Here is a 21,985-nt window from a genome sequence, read left to right as displayed (position 1 = left end):
TGGTGAAGGCGCTTTGCCTTGATTCAAAAACTGCAGAGGGCAGACTAGATACAAAGCACCCGCGCCCGTGCCCCATGCTTTGCCTTGATTCAAAAACTGCAGAGGGCAGACTTTTTGCGGATCATTGAGCGCATGGATTCAGGCTTTGCCTTGATTCAAAAACTGCAGAGGGCAGACTAACCCCGATCTTGTCGAGTCCGTTAACTCGGCTTTGCCTTGATTCAAAAACTGCAGAGGGCAGACTCGTTGGGGATTCCGCGGCATACAGCCTGTCGCTTTGCCTTGATTCAAAAACTGCAGAGGGCAGACTTCGATGGTCGCATCCCAGCCTTCCGGCTCAGCTTTGCCTTGATTCAAAAACTGCAGAGGGCAGACTCTCCTCATTTTTCTTCCGCTTGCTCACTGGGCTTTGCCTTGATTCAAAAACTGCAGAGGGCAGACTAGGGGCTAGAGTAGTGATTGTGCCTTATAAGCTTTGCCTTGATTCAAAAACTGCAGAGGGCAGACTGGCTTCGTAGTGCTCGATCTCGCTTTCGATGCTTTGCCTTGATTCAAAAACTGCAGAGGGCAGACTTCCGATTCCAGGAGGCCGACCTTGCCGCCTGCTTTGCCTTGATTCAAAAACTGCAGAGGGCAGACTTCAGAAAGCCAGTTGCAAAGCTCTGGTATTGCTTTGCCTTGATTCAAAAACTGCAGAGGGCAGACTCATCAATCACTTCTACTGTGTAGCTCGTAGGCTTTGCCTTGATTCAAAAACTGCAGAGGGCAGACTCGCCAAAAACGCGCCGTTTGTGGATTCCCAGCTTTGCCTTGATTCAAAAACTGCAGAGGGCAGACTGCCATCGTCGCCCGGGTGTTTGCCAAGGATGCTTTGCCTTGATTCAAAAACTGCAGAGGGCAGACTACGTCGTCGAGAGGGGTTCTCGCGTGCTTGCTTTGCCTTGATTCAAAAACTGCAGAGGGCAGACTCCTACGTGCAGCAAGCCCACGTAAACGCCAGCTTTGCCTTGATTCAAAAACTGCAGAGGGCAGACTCTACGGTTTTTCGTAATGACTACCCGTCTCGCTTTGCCTTGATTCAAAAACTGCAGAGGGCAGACTCAAGGCAGATCATATCAGTTGGAAAGGGTTGCTTTGCCTTGATTCAAAAACTGCAGAGGGCAGACTGCGGGTGAGTTGCCACTCCACTCCTGTGAAGCTTTGCCTTGATTCAAAAACTGCAGAGGGCAGACTTGGTTGATTCTGCTCCTGCTTTCATAGTTTGCTTTGCCTTGATTCAAAAACTGCAGAGGGCAGACTATTTGGCTTTGTCACTGCCAACATGAAAAGGCTTTGCCTTGATTCAAAAACTGCAGAGGGCAGACTAGATCTCTCCTATCTCCTTTAACGTGAAGGAGATAGGAGGATTTGCTGAAAACGAAATTTCCTTTACCAGAGCATGATTTGCTCTGGTATTTCCTCTGCTGACACTTCCCGAGCGGGTTTTCCGTGAATGATGAACGCTTTTTCCCATTGCGCTTTGGTAATGTAGATCGCCCGGACGGATCCTTCATCAGGGACGGCCAAGCGGACGCGGCGGAGGTGGGTTTCCTGACGGGCGAAGGTGACGCAAGGTCGGGCATAGACGCTGAACTGTATCATCTGAAACCCGTCATCAAGCAGGAACTTGCGGAAATCGGTCGCCCGTTTCCGCTCGTCCTTCGTTTTGACCGGGAGGTCAAAGGCTACCATCAACCATCCCATTTTGTAGTGGTTCGGGTCCATGGTTTATAGGGGCCGGATTGGTGGGTGGTGACGGCCTCGCGGAAGCTGCGGGTGACTCCTTCGATCACTCCGCGCACATCAAGCTTGAGTTCCATCCAGTCGATTTTTTCCAAAGGGAATCCTGTGACCCATTGCCGGAACTCGCGGGTGACCTCCGGATTCTCGATTCCGGGATTTTGACGTATCCACTGGGCGACCCGCCAATCGACACAGGGTCGGAAAGGTTCCATCAGATCGTAGGCAAGCGGGGTGGACCTCTCGCGGACGACGTGGCAGATGCCGAAGGTGGGATCTAGGCCGATGGCAAAAAGGTTCTGGAGGATGGTGGAGAGGAGGACAGCGTAGCCGTAGTTCAGGAGCGGGTTCGGTCCGTCGCCATCGCGGCGGCGGAGGAAGCCATCCGTTTCAGCGACATGATCCGCGTAGATGCGCCAGAAAAGTTTGGCACACTCGGCTTCCTTGGTCGGGCGGCGGCTGTTCGCATAAATCGCGAGTCGTTCCAGCCTTTCGTCGCCGGGGGCGATCTCGGTGGCGAGGGTGAGCTGGTTGCGGCATTTCGCGTCGATAGTCTTGTGCCAGAGCCGCTCTTTGAGCTGGGCAGGAATGTATGCCTGGGCGCGGGTCAGGAGGGTGTCGGTGGAGCGGTTTGCCGGGAGGACGAGGGAGGCGGGTTTGAAATTCTCGCAGATCACCAGGCCGATTCCTTGCTTGGCCGCCTCCAGCAGCAGCTTCGAGTGGATGGAGGCGGAAAAGGAAGTGACGATGATCGCGGCGACATCTTCCAACGGCACGCTGCGATCCCCCTCCTTGGACTTGCAGGTGAGCTGCCCGTCCCTGCAGGAGAGCGAGCAATCCGGAGCATCGATGCTGACGATGTGGTAGGACATGGGGGGAGGCTGCACGGAACTTTTCCGCAGTGTTTCCAGAATGCGGGAAACCGTGGGAAATGGCCATTACGTGATCGCGTGTGAATATGGAGAAGGGGTTGAAAACCCCTTCTCCATATTGCGAAGTCGCTTGACCTCAGTAGCTTGTGCGTCAATAGTGTCAACAAATGAGAACCGCAACCGTTAGAGAGGCGCAGCACCATCTTTCCAAGCTGCTGGTGGAGGTGGAAAAGGGCGAGGAGATCCTGATTACCCGCCGGGGCAAGGAGGTGTGCAAAATAACCCCCGTGAATTCCTCCGAAACACGGAAAGTCGATTGGAAACTCATCCATAGTGAAATGCACGAGCGCCTCGGGGAAATGCCGACGTTCGATTATGGGATCGTGGAGAGAATGCGTGAGGATGAACGGTTTTGAAAAACAAGAACTCCGAACCCATCGTTTGCGATACGAGCGTTTTCATCAGTGAGAGAGTGGGCGACTTTCACCGGGATAAGGCACTGGCGTTAATCGAAACCACAAGCAGTCCGATCCTAGTTTCACGTCTGAACCGGCTGGAGTTCACCACCGTTATCTGCCGCTTGGAAGGCGAAGGGAACCTCACAGCCGTGCAGGCACGGGATGTTCTGCATATTTTCGAGAAGCATATTGATGACGGTATCCTTCGGTTGGTGGAAACGGATGAGGCAAGGTTATGGAATCGCGCCCTTGCCTTGGGGAAACAGTATTCCGGAACTCTCTTTGTTCGCAGCCTGGACGTCCTGCAAGTGGCCCTCGCCCTCGAAATCGGAGCCCGGACATTCTGGAGCTTCGACGCGAAGCAGAGGAAGCTGGCGGAGGCGGTGGGGCTTACGATTAATCCTTGAGTGAAACAAAAATAGTGGGACTGGCATAATCTAGTGGACATTTTCAACTTATTTGTTCATTGTTTCCGAGTCGAACATCCCTACGTGGGACTGCTTTGCCATTGATTCAGACCATCCCGTGCTCTCGAGTGAGAGTGCGGGATGCGTTCAATGAGAACCTGGTTTGGACGGGCAAAGCCGGCATTCAAGATATGACAGACAACACAACATGGTCGTTCTACCTCGACCAGAAACACGAATGGCGTTGGCGCAGAACTGCGGCCAACGGCGAAATCGTCGGAGCCTCAAGCGAAGGCTACCAGAACAAAGCGGACTGCGAATCCAATGCCAACCGACATGGTTACGGAGGATGTAGCACACTCGGTTACAGCGACAACTGGACGTTCTACGTTGACGCAAACGGAAAACACCGCTGGAAACGGCAAGCCTCCAACGGTGTTCAAGTCGGCGCATCATCGCAGGGCTACTCCGCTAAAAGTAACTGTGAGGAAAACGCTCGGCTTCACTGCTACCACGGCTGATTCCGGCGTTCAATCGTTAGATGCCCTCTTCGGAAATTCCGGAGAGGGCATTTTTCTTATGAGCAATCCTGTCTCGCCGCGTAATCGCGAGGCAAAATCGTCAAACCGCATTCGAGAAGGGGGCCGATGTTTTTGTTCATGCCTGACCACTCGACTCCGTTTTGCGGAGTGATGTAGGCTGGGCGAATCATGTCGATGAGGAATTTTCCCTTGTTGTTCTTGATGGAGGCAATGCGCCAGACTCCTGAATAGTCCTGTTGGGAGCGGGCGGGGCTTTTCTCCAGGTGGACCAGCATCCCGTTTCTCAAAACGCGTATCGATTTCCCTCCATTTGCTTTACGGAGTTCAGCGAGGCGGGCGGTGACGTTGTGGAAGGGGATGACGGTAGGGGTGGGATCGAGGGCGAGTCCGTAGTTTTCGCCGATGATCATGGCTCCTTTGATGGCGGCGAGTTTGCCTCTGCCGCCTTTTGGATTCGGCCCAAGAAGTTTCCCGGCGCGTTCCTCGCGGGTTTTCGGATCCCTTTTGCGGCGGCCTTCCTCGACGGTGGTGGCGTTCTGGCGGAGGGTGATCCTTGCGTCATCGCCCTCGCCTTCCGTAGAGACGACTCCCCAAATGGTGAGTTCCGCCTTTGCGCCCGAGCGGTCTGCCGGGAGGTGCTGCATGACCCTTGCCTGTGAGAGGGAGAGGCGTAGGGATTGTTTGAGGGAGGCGGGGAGGTCTTCGAGTTTCAGCTCGGTGCGGGCGGGTTTCGGGGTGCCTTCGTGGTCGTAGGCTGGTTTTTGGTAGGTTTTGAAGAGACCGGTTTTTTGGAGGAAGGCCTGTTCCTCCGGGGTGCGGCTGCGTTTCAGAAGGGCGCGCCAGAGTTTTCCTTTCTGATCCTGACCGTTTTTGTTGAAGGGGAAGTAGTGGGCGGCTATGGCGATGGTGGCGGCATCGAGGCCGTGGTGCATGTGGGTGAGGCCGCGGATTTCGCCCTTGGGTTTTACTTTGCCGTCCTTGTCCAAGACCTCCGGGCAGACGCCCGAGAGGGTGCCGGTGAGATCCCATGCCTTGCGGAGTTCTGCGGTGACTGGGCCGGGGATGGGGTCGATGGCGGCACTGGGGAATCGCTTGGTGAGATCGCGCATGGCGAGCTTGGCAAGATGGCTGGTCTGGGTGAGCTGGCCGTCGGTGAAGCCGAGATCCTTGTCGTCCATGTCCTTGGTGAGGAGCAGGGCTTTGCGGGCTTTCTTGCGGCGTGCATCGTCCGGGTGGCCTTTGGTATCGAGCTTTTCGACGAAGGCTTCGTATTGTTTGAGGGTGAAAAGATCGAGGTTGGATTTGCCGGATTTCCTATTCTCTTCTTCGTCCATGATGAATTGCAGGCACGTCCGCTTTCCCTGTTTGCTGTTGATTTCAGGGCGGGTGAGAACGAGAGCATGGAGGGCGTTCGTATTCCGGCTGGCGAAGGGGATGATGTGCGCGCGATCCAGATTCTTTAAAGAGCTCGGCTCGTATTGCTCTCCTGTGAAAGGGCATTTCCAGCCCATGTCCATGGCGATGCGGGCTTTGCGGATGAGACTGCCGTTCAGCTCCATGTCCGGGGCGTGTTTTTCCAGATAGCTGATGGTGGATTTGAAATCCTTGAGACGGTTGTTGAGTTCTGAGGAAATTTCCTTGGCGGTTTTTCCGGAAAATTCTTTGAGTTCGCGGGCGACTTCGATGATGATCTGGGAGACTTCGCGGCCATCCGTTAGAAATTCATTGGCGATGTCCTCCGTGAGGCGGTCGAGGATAAGGAGGCGGTGGCGGACGAGGTGGTTGTTGGTGAGCTGGTCGAGGGGGCGTTCCGCTTCGAGGGTGCGGACGCGGGAGCCTTTTACGTTGAGTGGGTAGAGGATGCCGTCCTGTTCCTTGGTTTCGCCCTCGGAGGCGGAGGTTTTGCGGGCGGCTTTGGTGGGATCGTGGCCTGCGAGGACTTCCGTCAGCACTTGCTTGAGAACGGGTCTGGCGTAGGGGGCGCGGCCGGAGGGGAAGTCCGGGGCGATGGTGGTTTTGCGGAGGTATTGGTCGAAGTCTGCGTATTTGGTTTTGCCCTGCTTGGGTTTGTTGGCTTTGAGGAAAGCGGGCTGGAGGGCGGCTTCGAGTTTCTCGCGCTTGCCGCTGAGGTGGATGATTTCCGCGAGGGAAATGGCTTTGTTTTTCTGCCAGGAGTCTTTGAGTTTCTCCTGTGTCTCCGGTGAAAGGAGGCTCCAGATGGGGGTCAGGATTTGTTTGGTATGGATGAGCTTGGCGACTGGGTCGAGGACGAGCGCGTCGGTGCTATCGGGGTGGAGGGTGAAGTAGTCGGAGATGTTGGTTTTGGCTTTGCCGTAGTATTCCTTGAGCTCGCGGTTGAGGTCTTTGGTTGTGAGTCGGCCTTGCTCGCGGGCGAGGTTGAGGAGGGTCAGGCGGAGTTCCGGGGCGATGGGTTCGCCGTTGGCTCGGAGGTTTGCGATGATGCGGGCGAAGCGGTATTCGAGGAATTCCACGGATTTCGCGGCAGGGACTTTGGCGAATTTCTCGGCGAGCTTGCGGGCTTCTTTGTCGTCCTTTCCTTCGGCGATGGCCTCGTCGTATGTTTTCGCCCAGGTGAGGGGGCAGCGGGAGATGATGCGGTTATCGAAGCGGGGGACGAGCTGGCCGAAGAGGAGGCCGCCGTGGTAGCGGAGGGGGAGTTTTATGCCGACGGAGGTGAGTTTATCGCGTTCTTCGCGGGTGAGGGGGGAGTTTTTCAGGAGAAAACGGACGGTTTCCGTGTCAAGGCCGGGGACAACGCCGGTGTGCTTGCAGAGGATTTTCCCGACTTCCTGATAGACAGTCTCGCGCGGGTAGGCGGAGTTGAGGGTCTTGTATGGGAGGGCGGAGGAGATTCGGGTGGCGTGATCAGCAACTTTGAGGCCGAGGCAGGCGCAGACGGTTTCCGCCATGGTGGAGGTGCCGTGTTTCGCCATGATATTTTTGGCGTTGGTCTCCTTTTCGGTATCGTCGTCGTTGGCTTCGTCTCGTGACCACAGGGAGTTACCATCGTAGCCCCGATTGTGAGCATACCAGCGAAGAACGGTCCAAAGTTCCCAAGCGGAAAGTTCCTTTTTTCCTTGGAGTGTGGCAGCCGCGAGAAGAAAGGGGGCGGGATGGCCGGGTTTGTCGAGATCTTCGCGGGAAAGAACTCCGCGATGCTGGAGCCAACGCTTCATGCGCTCAATACGTTGTCGTGTGGAGCGGATGTGGCGGCGTGTGCGGCGGAGGTCGCGGCGTTTGGAGGCGAGACAATCGTCGGTGGGGAAGGTGACTACGCCGGTGCCAAGAATTTCCGGTGCTTTCGGAGCGGGTGTTGTGGTATCAAGAACGCACCAGCCTATGGATGCGTAACCAATGTCAAATGAGAGAGTTATGCTTTTGTTATACATTTATGTGCGGCGCGATTGCATAGATGTATGATTTTTTGATTGTGTTTGGCGAGAGTTTTTGCATCTTGGAGCTTGAATCAAGACAAAGTTTGAAGCACAAGCCGTTTCCCTGCATTGCACACCGGTTTCAAAAAGTGCTCTAATAAAATAAAAACAGCCACCTGACGAGGTGGCTGTTTTTATTTGGAGTCTGATCGGGAAATAATAATGGAAGATTATCTTAAAGGTTATGCTCCTTTTTGACCTGTTCGATTTCTTCGGTGAGAGCTGACCAGCGGGTGTATGAAAGGTCCAGGGCCTTGGTGGCTTTTTCCAGGGAGTTGGTTGTCTGGCGGAGCTTTTCCGGATTTGCGGTGACTTCATCCGAGCTCATTGCGGCAGAGAGCGTTGCCTGGGTGGATTCCTGTTGGGCGATGTTTGCTTCCAGTTTTTCCAGCTCTTTCTCGAGTGGGGCAAGAATCTTTGTCTTTGCTTCCCGTGCGAGAGCGTCGAGACGGCGTTGCTCCTTGCGGCTCACTCCCGGAGTGGATTGTTTTTTCGGAACCACTGCGGCGGGTGTCACCGCGGCATCTGTCGTCCGCCCGGCAGGTTGCTTGGCGGCAAGGTTTTTGCCCGCGGACTTTTCCTCGGCGATTTTATCCACGTAATAACTGATGTTCCCGTGGAAAAGCCGTGCCTGCTGTCCGGGACGGAATTCAAGGGTTTTGGTGACGAGCGGGTCGAGGAAATCGCGGTTGTGGGAGACGATCATCACGCTGCCGGGGTAGTCCAGCAGGGCGCGTTGGAGGACGCCCTGGGATTGCATATCCAAGTGGTTGGTCGGCTCGTCAAGGATGAGGAAGTTCGCCGGACGCAGCAGCATGCATGTCAGGGCCACACGTGAGCGTTCACCCCCGGAAAGGACGCCGATCTTTTTGAAAACATCGTCTCCGGTGAACAGGAAACAGCCAAGAATGTTCCGGACTTGTGGCATCGCCTCGCGGGATGCCACAGCTTCCACCGTTTCTAGGATAGTGAGGTTGGGATCCAGTTCGTCCGCGTGGTTCTGGGAGAAGAACGATGGGGCGACTTTGTGGCCGAGGGTCACCTTGCCGGAATCCGGTTCTTCCTGGGCGGTGACGAGGCGGCAGAAGGTGGATTTACCGGCACCATTGGGGCCGACGATGGCGAATTTTTCGCCTTTGTTGATCTCGAAGTCGAAGTTGTTGAAAATCTGCAGAGGACCGTAAGCCTTTGATACTCCTTCGATAAGAGCAACCGTGTGGCCGGAGTTCGGCGGAGGCGGGAACTTGAAGTTCATCACTGAGTCATCCCGTTCCGGAGCTGGAATCCGCTCGATTTTTGCAAGCAGCTTGATCCGGGACTGGACGAGTGTGGCTTTGTTGGCAGAGGCACGGAAGCGATCGATGAAACGCTGTGTTTCCGCAATCTCGCGCTGCTGCGCGTTATATTGTTTCAGCCGGATTTCCTTTCGGAGCACGGATTCTTTCTCAAAATACGAGAAATTCCCCGCGAATTCCTCCGCACGCCCATGGGCAAAGGCAATCGTGCGGGTGCAGAGTGTGTCGAGCAGTGCGCGATCGTGGGAAATGAGGAGAATCGCCCCGGGATAATTGATGAGGTATTGCTCGACCCAGATTTGCGTTTCGATGTCGAGGTGGTTCGTCGGCTCGTCAAGGAGAAGGACTTCAGGCTGCTGGAGGAAAAGCTTCGCCATGGCGATGCGCATCTGCCATCCGCCGGAGAATTCCGAGCAATCGCGGGTGAAATCTTTTTCGGAAAATCCAAGTCCTTTGAGGATGGACTCGATCTTCGGCTTCATTAGATCCGGATCGTTTGCGTAGAGTTTGAGCTCGAGCTCGCCGATTTCCTCAAGCAAATCGCCATAGGGTGATGAACGCGGATCCATTTTGATCAGCTCGTCGGAGAGCCGCTCGACCTTCTTCTTCAGAGCCATGGTTTCGCCGAACGCGGATTCCGTTTCTTCCCAGAGAGTGCGGCCTTTTACGTGGATCCCTTCCTGTGGGAGGTAACCGATCTTTGTTCCCTTGGGAGCGGATATCTGTCCTCCGGATGGCGGAATAATACCGGCAATACACTTCATGAGCGTAGATTTTCCCGCACCGTTGTGCCCGGCGAATGCTATGCGCTCACGGGGCTGAACGGAGAAGGAAAGATTGTTGAAAAGGACGCGTGGGCCAAATTCGACGCGGAGTGCTTGGACGGAAATCATGAAGCCGGGGAGGGTGCATTTCTTTTCCGTTTGGTCAATGCCAAGACGAGCTGTGCGGGATTTCGAGCCCCGCAAGCGACCGATTTCCATCAAGTGGCACCGTTGAGTTCCTGCAACATTGCTTCCAGGCGACTGCTGGCATCCAGAGGGGAGAGCGTGGCCGAAAGCCGATCCGCCCACAATGGGAAGGCAAAAGGGGTGAGTTTTTCGGTTTCCCGGAGGATGAATTCTTGTTTGGAAATTTTATGCAGAGAGTTGCTCAAGCGGGTGAGCTCCAGCTGTTTCTCCAGGATTTCACGCTCCGATTGGGCGAGAAGCAGGTTCTCGGGATCATAGCGCTGGAGCACCTCGTAGAGCAGGGTTGCGGATGATTGTAGCTCACGTTGGGTATTGGTTTGCCGGCGTCCGGGCATAGGTTGTAGGATCAGGCCGGAAATACGCGCTATTTCCCGAAATTGTCTCCGTGCAAGCTCTGCGGTATTCATGCATTCCAACAGATCGTCGAGAAGGTTTTCCGGCGAGAGTGCCTCCCGTAAGACATCTTCTGCCAGAGGTAGATTTCGCCTCGCTGTGAGAGAAAATCCGTAGTCGTTTTGTGTGGTGGTGATGGTCTGGCGGTTTTCCTTCGATAAGCGGAAGGCGAGCAATGCGGCGAGACCCTCGTGGACAAGACGACCGCCAAAGGGGTAGATAAACAGATGCTCGCCTTCGCGGGAGTGTGCGTGCTCGATGAGTAATGCCTGATCGTCCGGCAGGTGTGACCACTCTTTTTGAATTTTCAAAATAGGTCTTACGCTGCGCAGCTCAGGCGGAACGGTCGCTTTTCCCGAGAGGTTGATCAGATCCGAAAATGCGTGGGCGAGCTCAGTCGAAAGCGGCATTTTGGAACCACCCCAGATGGCGATACGGCCACTGTTCTTTTTCTTCGCTGGTTTGACCGTAGCAATTTTTCCGCGGATTCTGACCAATGAAAGGTGGCGGCCGGAGAAAATAAGGTTCGCCCCGGGTTTTATCTTGGAGATGAAGCTCTCTTCGACACTGCCGAGGGTATGTCCGTTAGCAAATCTCAGCGAGACATGCGAGTCCGAGGTAATCGTGCCGATCGATAGACGGTGTTGGGTGATTAATCGTTTGTCTGCGATGTAGTAGAAACCGTTTTTATCGATCTGCGCTTTTTGGTAACGAGGATAGGCGGAGAGTGCCTTGCCGCCTTTGGTGATAAATGTGAGTGCCCATTGCCATTCATCTTCGCTGAGGTTCCGATAGGAGTAGGTTGATCTGATTTCAGCGAGCATTTCGTCCGCGCGGAAGGGCGTCCCGATGGCACAGGTAACAAGGTGCTGCACGAGGAGATCCAAGGGTTTTAGCAACGGCCGGCGGGATTCGATTTGCTTTGCCCCCGCCGCCTGCCGGGCCGCCGCGAACTCGATCAGTTCCAACGCATTGGTCGGAACTCCCAGAATCCTGGAATCGGCGCCCGGTTGATGTCCGGATCGGCCGGCTCTCTGCAGGAGTCTGGCCACGCCCTTGGGAGAGCCGACCTGGATGACTTGATCGACAGGCGAGAAATCCACGCCGAGATCTAGCGAAGAGGTGGCGACCACACAGCGAAGGCTTCCTTCACGTAGGCCATTTTCCGCGCGATCGCGCTCGGTTCTGTCCAGTGATCCGTGATGCATCGCCAGCTGTGACGCCCATTCCGGACGTAGGCTGAGCAGTTCCTGAAACCAGATTTCCGTCTGGGAACGGGTATTGGTGAAAAGCAATGTGGTGCGGGCATTGGCGATTTTCTCAACAACCTGTGGAGCGAGAGAGGTCCCGATATGTCCTGCCCATGGGAAGCGCCTGATTTCCTTGGGGATGATTGTTTCGATGAGGATTTTCTTTTTGATCGTAGCCGAAATCGTGGCGGCATTTTCCGGGGCAACGGTGTCCCTGGCTTCCTCCAGATTGCCCAATGTCGCGGAAAGCGCCCATGTCCGCAGGTTTGGAAACCAAGTCCGCAACCGCGCCAGGCATAGCTCTGTCTGGACCCCGCGTTTTGTGCCCAACAGCTCATGCCATTCATCGACGATCACACAGCGCAAGCCGGTTAGCTTTTCCCGCATATCGGCGTGGGTCAGCATCAGAGAGAGGGACTCGGGTGTGGTGACGAGGGTGTGGGGGAGGCGTTTTCTGAGTTTTGCGCGAACCGCAGCTGACGTATCATCGGTGCGTGCCTCCGAGCTCAGCTTCGGGTTATAGAAGCTCTGGGCTTCCCGTAAGGCACGTAGTGTATCTGCCGCCAGAGCCCGCAGAGGGGTGATCCAGAGGATGGCGCATTTGTCCGGGCTGGAGATGGAATCAACAAGTGGCGCCAGATAGACAGCCATGGTTTTCCCTTGTCCGGTGGGCGCGTGTAGGAGCCCTGACATGCCTTTGCGATAAGCCGCCCAGGTTTGTTTCTGAAAGGGAAATGGCTTGAAGCCTTTTGAGGCGAGAAACGACGAAGGCTTTGGCATTGCCCCTTATCATAACCTCAAAAGATCTTCACGAAACCCGAATGAGGAAAAAGTTGCCTTGTCGATGATGCTGCAGGGGCGGTTGGCCGGGAATCCTTTGCGAGTGCCGGCCCGATGAAAGCCGGGGATGGGTTTGAACGGGATTTTTCAATGCATTCCCGGTGAGCATGAAGACATTTACATGATAGCAGGATCTGTCCGGAGCGAAGAGGGAATCCTCTCTTTCCAAAGGACGGTTTGTTGATACGCTATCGGCATTGCTCCTGAGAATTTGTAAAGCCATGGAATCTATGGCTTTTATCTTTTTACGAACCACACCTCATTTGAAAAAATGCTTCGAAACTCACTGCTTCTTTTATCTTTGATCAGCTCCACGGCTTTTGCTGCGCCCCGGCCGAATATCATCTTCATTCTGACAGATGATCAGCGTCAGGATTCACTTCCTGTTTATGGAAATACCTTTGTGAAAACTCCGAATATCGATGCCTTGGCGGAGAGCGGAGTGGTATTTGACAACGCCTCGGTTACCTCTGCGATTTGTACTCCCAGCAGAGCTTGTTATTTCCTTGGGCAGTATGAGCGGAAACACGGCGTGAATTTCAATTCCGGCACAGCGATGAGTGCGGAGGCGTGGTCAAAGAGTTACCCGGTCATCTTGAAAGAAAATGGATACTACACCGGCTATGTGGGGAAAAACCACGTCCCGATCGGTGACAACGGCTACGAGACAGGCCTGATGGATAAGTCTTTCGATTATTGGTATGCTGGTCACGGGCATCTCAAGTTTTACCCGAAGGAACATCACAAGATTTTTGCGGACAATCCGGCGGACACCCAGCCGGAAGTAATTGCCGAGGGAGCGCTCTCTTTCCTCAAAAACGATGGGACCTACATCGGCGGCGCGCTTTCCTTTCTGGATGCACGGCCGGAGGGGCAGCCGTTCTGCCTTTCCATCTGTCTGAATGTTCCGCACGGCGCGGGTGTGCTGAATATGAAACAGAAGCCAAGCGATCCCGAGCTGTATAGGACCGGTTACCGTGATGCGATGGCCGATATCAAGTTCCCGGAAACCTTTATCGCAAAAGCCGATATCAAGACCCCGAAACTTCCCGCCGATTTGCTCTATACGCAGTATCGGCAAGATATCTACGATGACAGCGATACTCCTGAGCGGCTGCGCGAGCTCATGGTCCGGGAGTATGAGACGATTACGGGCATCGACAATATGGTCGGCCGGATTCGAAAGGAACTGGAAGCAAGCGGCGAAGATAAAAACACCGTCATCATCATCACCTCCGATCATGGTCTTTTGCACGGTGATCAAGGACTGGGTGGCAAAGCGCTTAATTACGAGGCATGCCTTCAGGTTCCTCTCATCGTCAGTGATCCGCGCCTTCCGGCGGAGAGGAAAGGTTCCCGTGTTCCGGAATTGGTCCAGTCCATTGATCTCGCGCCGACGCTTCTCGATCTGGCAGGCATTGAGCCAGCGGACTCCATGCAGGGACGTTCCTATGTGCGTCTAGTGAAGGGGGAGAATGCAGCGGACTGGAGAACCTTTGCTTTTGCGGAAAATCTTTGGTCCACCATTTTCGGTAACCCGCGTATCGAAAGCGTGCGTAACTCCCGCTGGAAATATATCCGCTACTTCGAAAATGACCGCACGTTATGGAACAAGGTGAAACCAAAGAATATTTATAAGGTCAGCGCCGAACAAAGCGAACTTTACCAGACATGGCTTACATCCACCATACTCGGTGAGGAGCCAGTCTATGAAGAACTCTACGATCTGGAAGCGGATCCCAATGAAACGAAGAACCTCATCGGCGTGGCCGAGCATAGCGAGGTTCTCGATATCATGCGTGCGGAGTGCAAGCGTCTCGTCGCGGTCGCGAAAGGCCCTATCGATGTCCCGGCTTCGACGATTCCACTCTCCCTGGAAGCAGTGCCGCGTTGAAAAATGCTGCGTAGCGGGGATTTCAAGTGAGCTTCAGCCCGAGCACGCCTGCCAAAATCAGTCCGACGCAGACAAGGCGTGTCGCCGATGCGGGATCGTTGAGAAAAACGATCCCGCAAACCACCGTGCCTGCTGCCCCGATGCCGGTCCAGACCGCATAGGCGGTGCCGATTGGAATCGATTTCGAAGCGATGCCTAACAGGATAAAGCTGATAACCAGTGCCAGAATCGTGCCGATGGTCGGCCACAAACGGGTAAAACCATCGCTGAACTTCAGGCCCAATGCCCAGGCAATTTCAAAACAGGCAGCGAGTAAAAGTAGAATCCAAGGCATAGCAATTTTCAAAGTTAGCCAAGGTCGTCCTCGGTAGTATTTTTATGCGAGCGGTGAGGTCGTCCTCACTTCGTTGAAGTGGTCATCCGATAAAACAGGAGATACCATCAGTCAAATGGAATGCGTAAAAGGGAAACGCCTGGTCTGCTGAATCGGGAACTCAAATCATATCGCCCATATCATCGAATGCTCCATCGCTTGCGGTTTCATCAAAGTCCATTTCACGAACACGCTTCTTATCACGCATCGCCTCGACCTTCCTGCGGAGATCTTCGCGCAGCTCCAGGCAGCCGCTGATTGCCGGAATATCGACATGCGGAAGCGAGCGGTCCGATGTTTCCAGGTGGATATTTCCCAGTCCCGTCAGGCGCATCCACCATTTTCTCTCCACCACCATGTCCTTGACGCGGTAAAGTTCGACTTCATCGATGTTCTGATTGATCACTCCCTTCGTGATTCTGAGTCTTTCGGTGGTGAGCTCAAAGGTCTGGCAGCGCACTGTCAGGTAACTCCAGAGCGCGTAAATGGCAGGTAGCATCAATCCTATAAAGGCAGGTGGGAAAAAGATTCCTCCGGCAACGATGCCCGCGCTAAGCAAAATCGCCAAGCTGAAGGGACCGATATTGAGCCATTGAGATGGGCTTCCTTTCCAAAAGGTGGTTTCTTCATTCATAATAATGGGTCTAATCATCCGCTTAACTTATGCGCTTGGCAATGATGGGTTTTTCGCTGCTTGCGGTTCTATGGGAAACAGGGTGAGGCTGTGGGTTCCGTATGAGTAAATTATTCGAAGAACTGGATTTCCGTGAAACGCCTTTGGGTGATTTGATCCTGCAGCGCCGCAAGTATCTCCAGCTCGGGGGACTGGATGTTTACGAGGTAAAGCTTGGCGATGCGTATCTGATGTCCAGCTTGTTTCATGTGGTGGAAGAAGCACTTGCCGAGCTCGGCCTGGGAGCTTTGGAAGGGACGGGATTTGATGTGGTTGTCGGCGGGCTGGGACTCGGATATACCGCAGTTGCCGCCTTGAAATCCAAGGAAGTAGAATCCTTGCTGGTGGTTGACGCCATGGAAGGGGTGATCGATTGGCATGAAAAGGAATTGGTTCCCCTGGGCCGGCGAATGAATGAAGACACACGATGCAGGTATGTGCTGGGGGATTTTTTCGCATTGGCGGCGGATCCTGAACGGGGTTTCGATCCCCTAAGTCCCGGCCGGAAATTCCATGCGGTGCTGCTGGATATAGATCATTCGCCAAGGAATCTTCTAGCGGTGGAAAACGCCGATTTCTACCGAAGGGAAGGATTGGAGAAACTTGCCGCGCAATTGTATGACGGTGGAGTTTTTGCGATGTGGTCAGACGATCCGCCGGATGCCCGGTTTATCTCCGATCTCGAAGCGGTCTTCCGCACCGTGACCACGGAAATCATGCCGTTTCCAAATCCCTTGTTGGAAACGGTCTCCAAAAGCACGGTCTATATCGCATGTCTGTAAGGTTTTATAGGCCGGGTTTCGGCGGCTTCGTGGGGCTGAGCGGATCGGCACCTTTCAGATTTACCTTCCGTGTATAGATGGTTCCTGCAGTGGCTACATATAGGGTTTTTCTATCCGGGCCTCCGAAGGCTACGTAGTTTGTCCGTTTGTCCTCCGGTTTGGGGCGGGGAATGATTAACTGCACGCGACCGGGTTGATCGAAGATTTGAATTCCCAGCTCGGTGGCTACCAACGGCATCCCATTCGCCGTAACCGTCATGCCATCAAGTGCACCCGGGCCGTCGTCTGGAAGGTGTGCGTGGAAATATTTCTGGCGATTCTTCAAGGAGCCATCCTCGTTGATCTGGTAGGAATAAATAAAACGCCCCGTGAAATCCGCGACGAAGAGCAATGATTGATCGGCGGAGAGGCCGATTCCGTTCGGGCGTTCCAGCTTTGTCTCAACGATGCTGTGGTTTAGTGAGCCTGCAGCGAGGTGGTGGACCTTTTTCTCCACCGGATTGGTAAAATAGATATGCCCATCGTGCCGGACGACGATGTCATTGGAGGTGGCTCCGCTGAAAATTGTTTTCCGTTCTCCTGTGGCAGGATCCCAGGTGCGGATCTCCTTTGCGGCAGGGGATGCCCCGTAGATCAGACCGTCCGGTCCAATTGCTAGGCCATTGGTCTTCCCGGTATCTGCATCGATAAGCGACTGCTCTCCGGAGGGGGATATTTTATAGAGTTTGGAAGCGGGAACATCGGTGAAAAACAATGATCCGTCGGGCGCGAAAGCCATACCTTCCGCCCACTGGTGCCCGGCGGTAAGCACCTTCCAGTCCTCACCGGGGATCAGGTATTCACTTGCGCGGGAATTGGATCGCGAGGGATGAACGGAGACGGTTTTACTCTTCCAGAGCCAGCGCATCGCATCCGGGAAAATCGAGTCACCATGTTTGCGATTGTGTCTTCCCTTACCCCATACATGATTAACCTCATAGCCTGCCCATTCGAGGGACCGCTGCATGGACTGATTCGCCATCCACCAATCGCCACCGTAGATATTATTGTCGTTTGAGCCATCCTGGAGAAATATCCGCAGCGGTTTTGGCTCTGTTTTACGAATGAGATCCAGATAGATGCTGCCGCCACGGAGGCCCACATAAGTTCCGATCATCGAATAAACCCTGCGGAAGGAATCCGGCCGCTCCCAAGCACTGGTGAATGCCGCGATCGCGCCGGAGGACGAGCCACAGATCCCACGGTGATCGGGGTTTTCTGAGATTTTCAGATCGTGTTCTTTTTCAATGAAAGGGAGAAATTCTTCAATGAGGAAGCGCGGATAGGCATCGCCCAAGCCATCGTATTCAAATGAGCGATTGTATCTGGCTTCCGCCTTGTCCGGATGGTTTGCGGGCACCACTCCGGGGTTGATGAAAACTGCGATCGTTACCGGCATTTCGCCTTTGGCAATAAGGTTGTCGAACACGATGTGAGCCCGTGTTCCCCTGTTTTCCTGGCAGTAACTCATGCCATCCTGGAAAACCATAAGGGAGGCAGGAGTGCTGCCATCGTATTGGTCCGGGACATATACCGCATAATCGCGGACAGTCCCGGGAAAGATTCTGGATCCGCGATATGTTCCCTGGATGAGTTTTCCCTTGGCTACATTTTCCTGGCGTATTGCCTCTGGTGGCGTCGGATAATTTTCTATCTGTGAGAAAGCGCTGTTGGTTGCAAGAAACAGAAAGGTCAGGAAGATGGGTTTCATGGGAATAATTGCCAAGGGCTTATCAGAAAGCAGAGACTGGAAAAGGGCAAAAGCATCCGGATCCCCCTGTTTCACATAACCATGGCAGCAGTCATACATCCTGCGAGGTAAGGAAGACGATAGCGTCTTCGATATTGCGGAAAGGCGAAACCTTTACGGCCGCCGGATCCACATAGGAAACCCCCATCCTTGTAATGCCGAAATGCAGATCGGAACCTGTCAAAACCGCGATTCTTGAAATTTTTTCCCGCCATTCATTGATGTGGGATGCGACTTCTTCGATTTGTTCCGTCGTCCGCTGTGCAGTGGCTTCCCGGACATCAATCAAAAGATTGGCGGGAATTATTACATCCTGATGGTGCAATACCTCATCAAGTAGTGCCATCGACTCCTGAACGGTGAAGTCACCTTTCAAGGTGACGTATACCAGGCTGTCGGATATGTTATAACTTAAATTGGAGTCCATACGGGGGATAAATAGTTTTCTATCCGGATTTGTCAGGATGTCGAGAATCTATCAGTTTAAATGTCTAACTTAAGTTGTAAGAAATAGGATAGCTTCATCAACCGTGCGGAAAGCTCCAGCCTTCAAGATGGCAGGATTCGAGAAGGCAATACCCATACGAGCATTTCCGTAGTGTAGGTCGGAATCACTAACTATGGCGATCTTGGCGATCAGCGGGGATAATTTTTCGAAACCTCTGGCGATTTCCTCCACGTCTTCCACAGTTCTCGAAGTGGTAACATTCCTAGGCTTTATAAGGATGAGAGCGGGAGTTGATACTTGGGGATCCGAGAGGATTCCCCCGATGTAGGATATCATCTCAGCTACCGAAAAATCTCCGCTCGGAGTGACATGAACGAACCCATTCGCGGTATGATGTGTAAAGCTTTCACCCATGTGAAATCGTTGGGATTATGAGGCATTACGATTAATGGCCGGTAATTTGTGTGGCAAGTGAGATCTTATTTTGGCTATAACTAATACGGTTACAAATCCGGGGTGAAGAACACATGTGAGATCCTGCTCTGCTTCGCTGATGGACTGACAGCGATGAGCCGGCGCTATTCGCCGAAATATTATGAGGTTTATTAACGATCCCAATGAATATGATTCATTATGTTAATTGTTAACGGATAAGACAGGGTTTGATTTCATATCGATAGATTACGTCTTTTTGAGGAATGCTCACGATGCCGAATACGCGCTATTCCGGCCTGCCGCAGAGTGGATTTGGAGTTGCCTGACGCGGCTGCGCGGATACGATTTCAGGACTATGATCGTTTCACCGAAAATTCGCGGGTTTATTTGTACAACAGCTCATCCTGAAGGGTGCGCAAAGCATGTTGCAGAGCAGATTGCAGTGGTGAAGGAACGCGGCCCGATTGAGGGAGGGCCAAAGAAGGTTCTGGTAATCGGATCATCCACTGGTTACGGGCTTTCTTCCAGGATTGCGGCGGCTTTCGGTAGCGATGCTGCGACAGTGGGTGTCTTTTTTGAAAGACCGGGCGATGAGAAGAAAACGGCAACAGCGGGTTGGTATAATACTGTCGGATTCGAGCGTGAGGCGAAAGCAGCTGGTCTCTATGCCCGCTCGTTCAACGGAGATGCATTTTCCGATGAGGTGAAACACGAAGTAATTCAAGCCATTCACGAGGATCTTGGTCAGGTGGATTTGGTGGTATATAGCTTGGCTTCTCCCCGCCGCACGAATCCAAAGACAGGCGAAGTCCACAAGTCGGTGCTCAAGCCGATTGGTGAAGTCTACACAAACAAGACTCTCAATACCAATACCGGCAGCGTGGAAGAGGTGACGATCCAGCCAGCTGAAGGGAATGATATCGAGGAAACCGTTGCCGTTATGGGCGGGGAAGACTGGGAATTATGGATGGATGCCCTGCAAAAGGCAGGTGTGCTTGCCGATGGGGTTCAGACAGTGGCCTATTCTTATATTGGGCCGGAGGTGACCTGGCCGATTTATAAAAACGGAACGATCGGAAAGGCAAAGGAGGATCTGGAAAAAACCCAGCGCTCGCTGGATGCGAAGCTTTCCGCGGTTTCCGGCAAGGCATGGGTATCGGTAAACAAAGCGCTCGTCACCCAGGCGAGCTCTGCCATTCCGGTCGTGCCGCTCTATATCTCTCTGCTTTATAAGGCGATGAAAGATGCAGGAAGCCACGAGGATACCATCGAGCAGATGGATCGTCTCTTGCGCGAGAGAATTTACAATAATCAACCGCTTCCAGATGATGCGGGTCGCATCAGAATCGACGACTGGGAAATGTCCCCGGAAATCCAGAATATCGTCGGAAAACGCTGGGCGGAGGTCAATACAGAGAATCTTAATACCTTGGCCGATTACGAAGGCTATCAAAACGGATTCCTCAAGCTGTTCGGGTTCGGCCTGGATGGGGTGGATTATGAGGCAGATGTGGATACATCTGTAGGTGTGCCGTCGCTATCGTAAATTTTTGTCAATTGCGTCACACGCGCCCCCTTGAGAAGGCAGAATTCCGTGCTCTGCTATATGATCTACACAATCCTGAGTTTCGATTCCTATGTCCAGAAAGTCATTTCTACCTGAGCGGTTCGCCCATAAATATGAGATTGATCCGCGGTTCTCCAAGAGTGCGGTCTACTTTTCCTGTGAGTTCGCCATTGATCAAAGTTTCAAGATCTACTCGGGTGGGCTCGGCTTTCTGGCTGGCTCGCACATGCGTTCTGCCGCGGATTTGCGGCAGAATATGGCGGGAATAGGAATCCTATGGACTTATGGGTATTACAATCAGGTGCGCGGCGAGGATCGGGAGATGGCGGTCCAGTTCCGGAAAAAGGTCTATTCCTTTCTCCAGGATACCGGCATCCGCTATACGGTTCCGGTTCATGGACACCCAGTGTGGGTGAAAGTGATGTTTCTTGCTGGCGAGATTTTCGGCACGGTCCCGATGTTTTTCCTCACCACGGATATCGAGGAAAACGATGACCTCTCGCGGGCCATTACGCATCGGCTTTACGATAACGATCCGCTCCGGCGGATTGCCCAATATATCATACTCGGAGTCGGCGGGGCACGCTTGCTTGAAGAGTTGGGGGTCGATCCGGAGATCTGGCACCTCAATGAGGCACACGGCCTTTCAGCAGCCTTCCATCTCTATAAAACCCATGGAAATCTGGACGATGTTAAAAAGCGATTGATCTTCACCACCCACACTCCAGAGGAAGCGGGCAATGAAAAACACAACTTCCAGTTGCTACGGGACTTCACGTTTTTCAGTGGTCTCGACGAGCATACTATCCGGAAAATCACGGGCATCGAGGGCGAGATTTTCAATCACTCGCTTGCGGCACTGCGTTTGGCAAAAAAAGCAAACGGTGTTTCAAAACTGCATGGGGAAGTGAGCCGTGAAATGTGGAAAGACGCTCCTGATATCTGCGAAATCACACATATCACCAATGCCCAGAACAAGAAGTATTGGGTCGATCACGGAATGGAAAACGCCCGCAAGGAGAACGACATCGAAATGTTGTGTAACCGCAAGCGTGAACTCAAGGAGCGCTTGTTCCGGGTTGTGGCAGATCAAACCGGCAAGTTGTTTCGCCCCGACGTCCTGACGATTGTCTGGGCCCGCCGTTTCGCCGGTTACAAGCGTCCAGATCTTATCACGAAGGAAATGCGCTTGTTCCGTGAAATATTGAACAATAATGAACGTCCGGTTCAGATCATCTGGGCGGGCAAGCCATATCCTTTCGACTATTCTGCAATCGATACGTTCGATCATCTGATCCGGATCACAAAGGATTACCCGAATGCGACCGTCCTTACCGGATACGAGTTGGAGCTTTCCCGTTTCCTCAAAAACGGATCCGATGTATGGCTCAATAACCCAGTGGTGACCAGGGAGGCGTCCGGCACTTCGGGGATGACCGCAGCAATGAATGGCTCGGTAAATCTCTCTACCTACGATGGCTGGATCTGTGAGTTCGCGAAGGATGGGGAAAATAGCTTTATCATCCCTCCTCTGGATCCGGAGCTGGATCATGCGGAGCGTGACAGACAGGATATGCTTGGTTTCTACACCATTCTCAAGGAGCGCATACTTCCGCTGTATTACGACACTCCGGACGAGTGGAATAGGATCGTGCTCAATTCAATGAATGATGTCTCTCCTGAATTCGACTCCGATCGGATGGCTGCAGAGTATTATGAGAAGATGTATCGCTGAAATATTCCAACCACCTACGAATGATCG

General features: G+C 53.4%; 17 protein-coding genes and 1 CRISPR repeat array (1 of these 18 cut by a window edge). Of the genes, 7 read left to right on the top strand and 10 right to left on the bottom strand.

Annotated elements, in window-relative coordinates; all coding sequences use genetic code 11:
• Positions 1-1,365: a CRISPR direct-repeat array (repeat unit 36 nt; unit sequence GCTTTGCCTTGATTCAAAAACTGCAGAGGGCAGACT); it reaches 583 nt to the left of the window's first position.
• A gap of 63 nt (positions 1,366-1,428) precedes the next feature.
• Together cas2 and cas1 are read right to left on the bottom strand one after the other, a co-directional pair.
• The gene (gene cas2 / locus ACFSSA_RS08615) at positions 1,429-1,764 is read right to left on the bottom strand and encodes a CRISPR-associated endonuclease Cas2 (protein ID WP_386820031.1); all 336 of its coding nucleotides are present in this window, start codon (positions 1,762-1,764) and stop codon (positions 1,429-1,431) included.
• Positions 1,731-2,651 carry a type II CRISPR-associated endonuclease Cas1 gene (gene cas1, locus ACFSSA_RS08610; RefSeq protein WP_386820030.1) on the bottom strand — a complete coding sequence of 307 codons (921 nt, stop codon included), beginning with the start codon at positions 2,649-2,651 and terminating at the stop codon, positions 1,731-1,733. Before cas1 ends, cas2 begins: the two co-directional genes overlap by 34 nt.
• Before the next feature lie 167 nt (positions 2,652-2,818).
• Between cas1 and ACFSSA_RS08605 the strand changes: the two genes are divergently transcribed.
• The 3 genes from ACFSSA_RS08605 (at position 2,819) to ACFSSA_RS08595 (ending at position 4,037) form a co-directional block, all read left to right on the top strand.
• Positions 2,819-3,067: a type II toxin-antitoxin system Phd/YefM family antitoxin gene (locus ACFSSA_RS08605; RefSeq protein ID WP_386820029.1), complete on the top strand. Its 249-nt coding sequence runs from the start codon at positions 2,819-2,821 to the stop codon at positions 3,065-3,067.
• A complete protein-coding gene (locus ACFSSA_RS08600; protein WP_386820028.1) occupies positions 3,064-3,516 on the top strand; it encodes a type II toxin-antitoxin system VapC family toxin in 453 nt (150 codons plus the stop codon). Before ACFSSA_RS08605 ends, ACFSSA_RS08600 begins: the two co-directional genes overlap by 4 nt.
• Positions 3,517-3,707: 191 nt before the next feature.
• A complete protein-coding gene (locus tag ACFSSA_RS08595) occupies positions 3,708-4,037 on the top strand; it encodes a YegP family protein (RefSeq protein ID WP_386820027.1) in 330 nt (109 codons plus the stop codon).
• A 56-nt stretch (positions 4,038-4,093) separates the two neighbouring features.
• On the opposite strand, the gene cas9 is transcribed toward ACFSSA_RS08595, so the two are convergent.
• The 3 genes from cas9 to ACFSSA_RS08580 all read right to left on the bottom strand — a co-directional run bounded on the left by cas9 (position 4,094) and on the right by ACFSSA_RS08580 (position 12,202).
• On the bottom strand, positions 4,094-7,468 hold the full coding sequence (cas9, locus tag ACFSSA_RS08590; protein ID WP_386820026.1) for a type II CRISPR RNA-guided endonuclease Cas9: 3,375 nt from the start codon (positions 7,466-7,468) through the stop codon (positions 4,094-4,096).
• A gap of 220 nt (positions 7,469-7,688) precedes the next feature.
• Positions 7,689-9,791, bottom strand: a complete 2,103-nt coding sequence (locus tag ACFSSA_RS08585; RefSeq protein WP_386820025.1) for an ABC-F family ATP-binding cassette domain-containing protein — start codon at positions 9,789-9,791, stop codon at positions 7,689-7,691.
• The gene (locus tag ACFSSA_RS08580; RefSeq protein ID WP_386820024.1) at positions 9,791-12,202 is read right to left on the bottom strand and encodes a ligase-associated DNA damage response DEXH box helicase; all 2,412 of its coding nucleotides are present in this window, start codon (positions 12,200-12,202) and stop codon (positions 9,791-9,793) included. The genes ACFSSA_RS08585 and ACFSSA_RS08580 overlap by 1 nt, the downstream gene beginning before the upstream one ends.
• Positions 12,203-12,533: 331 nt before the next feature.
• Between ACFSSA_RS08580 and ACFSSA_RS08575 the strand changes: the two genes are divergently transcribed.
• Complete coding sequence (locus ACFSSA_RS08575; RefSeq protein ID WP_386820023.1) at positions 12,534-14,156, top strand: sulfatase-like hydrolase/transferase; 1,623 nt, start codon at positions 12,534-12,536, stop codon at positions 14,154-14,156.
• A 22-nt stretch (positions 14,157-14,178) separates the two neighbouring features.
• On the opposite strand, the gene ACFSSA_RS08570 is transcribed toward ACFSSA_RS08575, so the two are convergent.
• Both ACFSSA_RS08570 and ACFSSA_RS08565 read right to left on the bottom strand, forming a co-directional pair.
• Positions 14,179-14,490 carry a DMT family transporter gene (locus ACFSSA_RS08570; protein ID WP_386820022.1) on the bottom strand — a complete coding sequence of 104 codons (312 nt, stop codon included), beginning with the start codon at positions 14,488-14,490 and terminating at the stop codon, positions 14,179-14,181.
• 160 nt (positions 14,491-14,650) lie between these two features.
• Complete coding sequence (locus ACFSSA_RS08565) at positions 14,651-15,163, bottom strand: PH domain-containing protein (RefSeq protein WP_386820021.1); 513 nt, start codon at positions 15,161-15,163, stop codon at positions 14,651-14,653.
• A gap of 101 nt (positions 15,164-15,264) precedes the next feature.
• Between ACFSSA_RS08565 and ACFSSA_RS08560 the strand changes: the two genes are divergently transcribed.
• Positions 15,265-15,984: a spermine/spermidine synthase domain-containing protein gene (locus tag ACFSSA_RS08560; RefSeq protein ID WP_386820020.1), complete on the top strand. Its 720-nt coding sequence runs from the start codon at positions 15,265-15,267 to the stop codon at positions 15,982-15,984.
• 4 nt (positions 15,985-15,988) lie between these two features.
• On the opposite strand, the gene ACFSSA_RS08555 is transcribed toward ACFSSA_RS08560, so the two are convergent.
• The 3 genes from ACFSSA_RS08555 to ACFSSA_RS08545 form a co-directional block, all read right to left on the bottom strand.
• The gene (locus ACFSSA_RS08555) at positions 15,989-17,734 is read right to left on the bottom strand and encodes an SMP-30/gluconolactonase/LRE family protein (RefSeq protein ID WP_386820019.1); all 1,746 of its coding nucleotides are present in this window, start codon (positions 17,732-17,734) and stop codon (positions 15,989-15,991) included.
• A gap of 91 nt (positions 17,735-17,825) precedes the next feature.
• Positions 17,826-18,200: a hypothetical protein gene (locus ACFSSA_RS08550; RefSeq protein ID WP_386820018.1), complete on the bottom strand. Its 375-nt coding sequence runs from the start codon at positions 18,198-18,200 to the stop codon at positions 17,826-17,828.
• A gap of 69 nt (positions 18,201-18,269) precedes the next feature.
• Positions 18,270-18,557 carry a hypothetical protein gene (locus ACFSSA_RS08545; RefSeq protein ID WP_386820017.1) on the bottom strand — a complete coding sequence of 96 codons (288 nt, stop codon included), beginning with the start codon at positions 18,555-18,557 and terminating at the stop codon, positions 18,270-18,272.
• A 454-nt stretch (positions 18,558-19,011) separates the two neighbouring features.
• Here ACFSSA_RS08545 and fabV point away from each other — a divergent pair, with 454 nt between their 5' ends.
• Both fabV and glgP read left to right on the top strand, forming a co-directional pair.
• Positions 19,012-20,202, top strand: coding sequence for an enoyl-ACP reductase FabV (gene fabV / locus ACFSSA_RS08540; protein WP_386820016.1), 1,191 nt, complete (start codon positions 19,012-19,014; stop codon positions 20,200-20,202).
• Positions 20,203-20,293: 91 nt separating this feature from the next.
• On the top strand, positions 20,294-21,958 hold the full coding sequence (glgP, locus tag ACFSSA_RS08535) for an alpha-glucan family phosphorylase (RefSeq protein WP_386820015.1): 1,665 nt from the start codon (positions 20,294-20,296) through the stop codon (positions 21,956-21,958).
• Positions 21,959-21,985 lie beyond the last annotated feature (27 nt).

It is taken from the genome of Luteolibacter algae (assembly GCF_042683045.1).
Taxonomy (GTDB): domain Bacteria; phylum Verrucomicrobiota; class Verrucomicrobiia; order Verrucomicrobiales; family Akkermansiaceae; genus Luteolibacter; species Luteolibacter algae.
Note: the sequence above shows the minus strand (reverse complement) of the source record. Positions and strands in the feature narration are given on the sequence as shown.

What these genes read in the sequence shown, in the direction of transcription:
- cas2 (WP_386820031.1), bottom strand. Translation starts at nt 1,764, where the DNA reads ATGGACCCGAACCACTACAAAATGGGATGGTTGATGGTAGCCTTTGAC.
- cas1 (WP_386820030.1), bottom strand. Translation starts at nt 2,651, where the DNA reads ATGTCCTACCACATCGTCAGCATCGATGCTCCGGATTGCTCGCTCTCC.
- ACFSSA_RS08605 (WP_386820029.1), top strand. Translation starts at nt 2,819, where the DNA reads ATGAGAACCGCAACCGTTAGAGAGGCGCAGCACCATCTTTCCAAGCTG.
- ACFSSA_RS08595 (WP_386820027.1), top strand. Translation starts at nt 3,708, where the DNA reads ATGACAGACAACACAACATGGTCGTTCTACCTCGACCAGAAACACGAA.
- cas9 (WP_386820026.1), bottom strand. Translation starts at nt 7,468, where the DNA reads ATGTATAACAAAAGCATAACTCTCTCATTTGACATTGGTTACGCATCC.
- ACFSSA_RS08585 (WP_386820025.1), bottom strand. Translation starts at nt 9,791, where the DNA reads ATGGAAATCGGTCGCTTGCGGGGCTCGAAATCCCGCACAGCTCGTCTT.
- ACFSSA_RS08580 (WP_386820024.1), bottom strand. Translation starts at nt 12,202, where the DNA reads ATGCCAAAGCCTTCGTCGTTTCTCGCCTCAAAAGGCTTCAAGCCATTT.
- ACFSSA_RS08575 (WP_386820023.1), top strand. Translation starts at nt 12,534, where the DNA reads ATGCTTCGAAACTCACTGCTTCTTTTATCTTTGATCAGCTCCACGGCT.
- ACFSSA_RS08570 (WP_386820022.1), bottom strand. Translation starts at nt 14,490, where the DNA reads ATGCCTTGGATTCTACTTTTACTCGCTGCCTGTTTTGAAATTGCCTGG.
- ACFSSA_RS08565 (WP_386820021.1), bottom strand. Translation starts at nt 15,163, where the DNA reads ATGAATGAAGAAACCACCTTTTGGAAAGGAAGCCCATCTCAATGGCTC.
- ACFSSA_RS08560 (WP_386820020.1), top strand. Translation starts at nt 15,265, where the DNA reads ATGAGTAAATTATTCGAAGAACTGGATTTCCGTGAAACGCCTTTGGGT.
- ACFSSA_RS08555 (WP_386820019.1), bottom strand. Translation starts at nt 17,734, where the DNA reads ATGAAACCCATCTTCCTGACCTTTCTGTTTCTTGCAACCAACAGCGCT.
- ACFSSA_RS08550 (WP_386820018.1), bottom strand. Translation starts at nt 18,200, where the DNA reads ATGGACTCCAATTTAAGTTATAACATATCCGACAGCCTGGTATACGTC.
- ACFSSA_RS08545 (WP_386820017.1), bottom strand. Translation starts at nt 18,557, where the DNA reads ATGATATCCTACATCGGGGGAATCCTCTCGGATCCCCAAGTATCAACT.
- fabV (WP_386820016.1), top strand. Translation starts at nt 19,012, where the DNA reads ATGATCGTTTCACCGAAAATTCGCGGGTTTATTTGTACAACAGCTCAT.
- glgP (WP_386820015.1), top strand. Translation starts at nt 20,294, where the DNA reads ATGTCCAGAAAGTCATTTCTACCTGAGCGGTTCGCCCATAAATATGAG.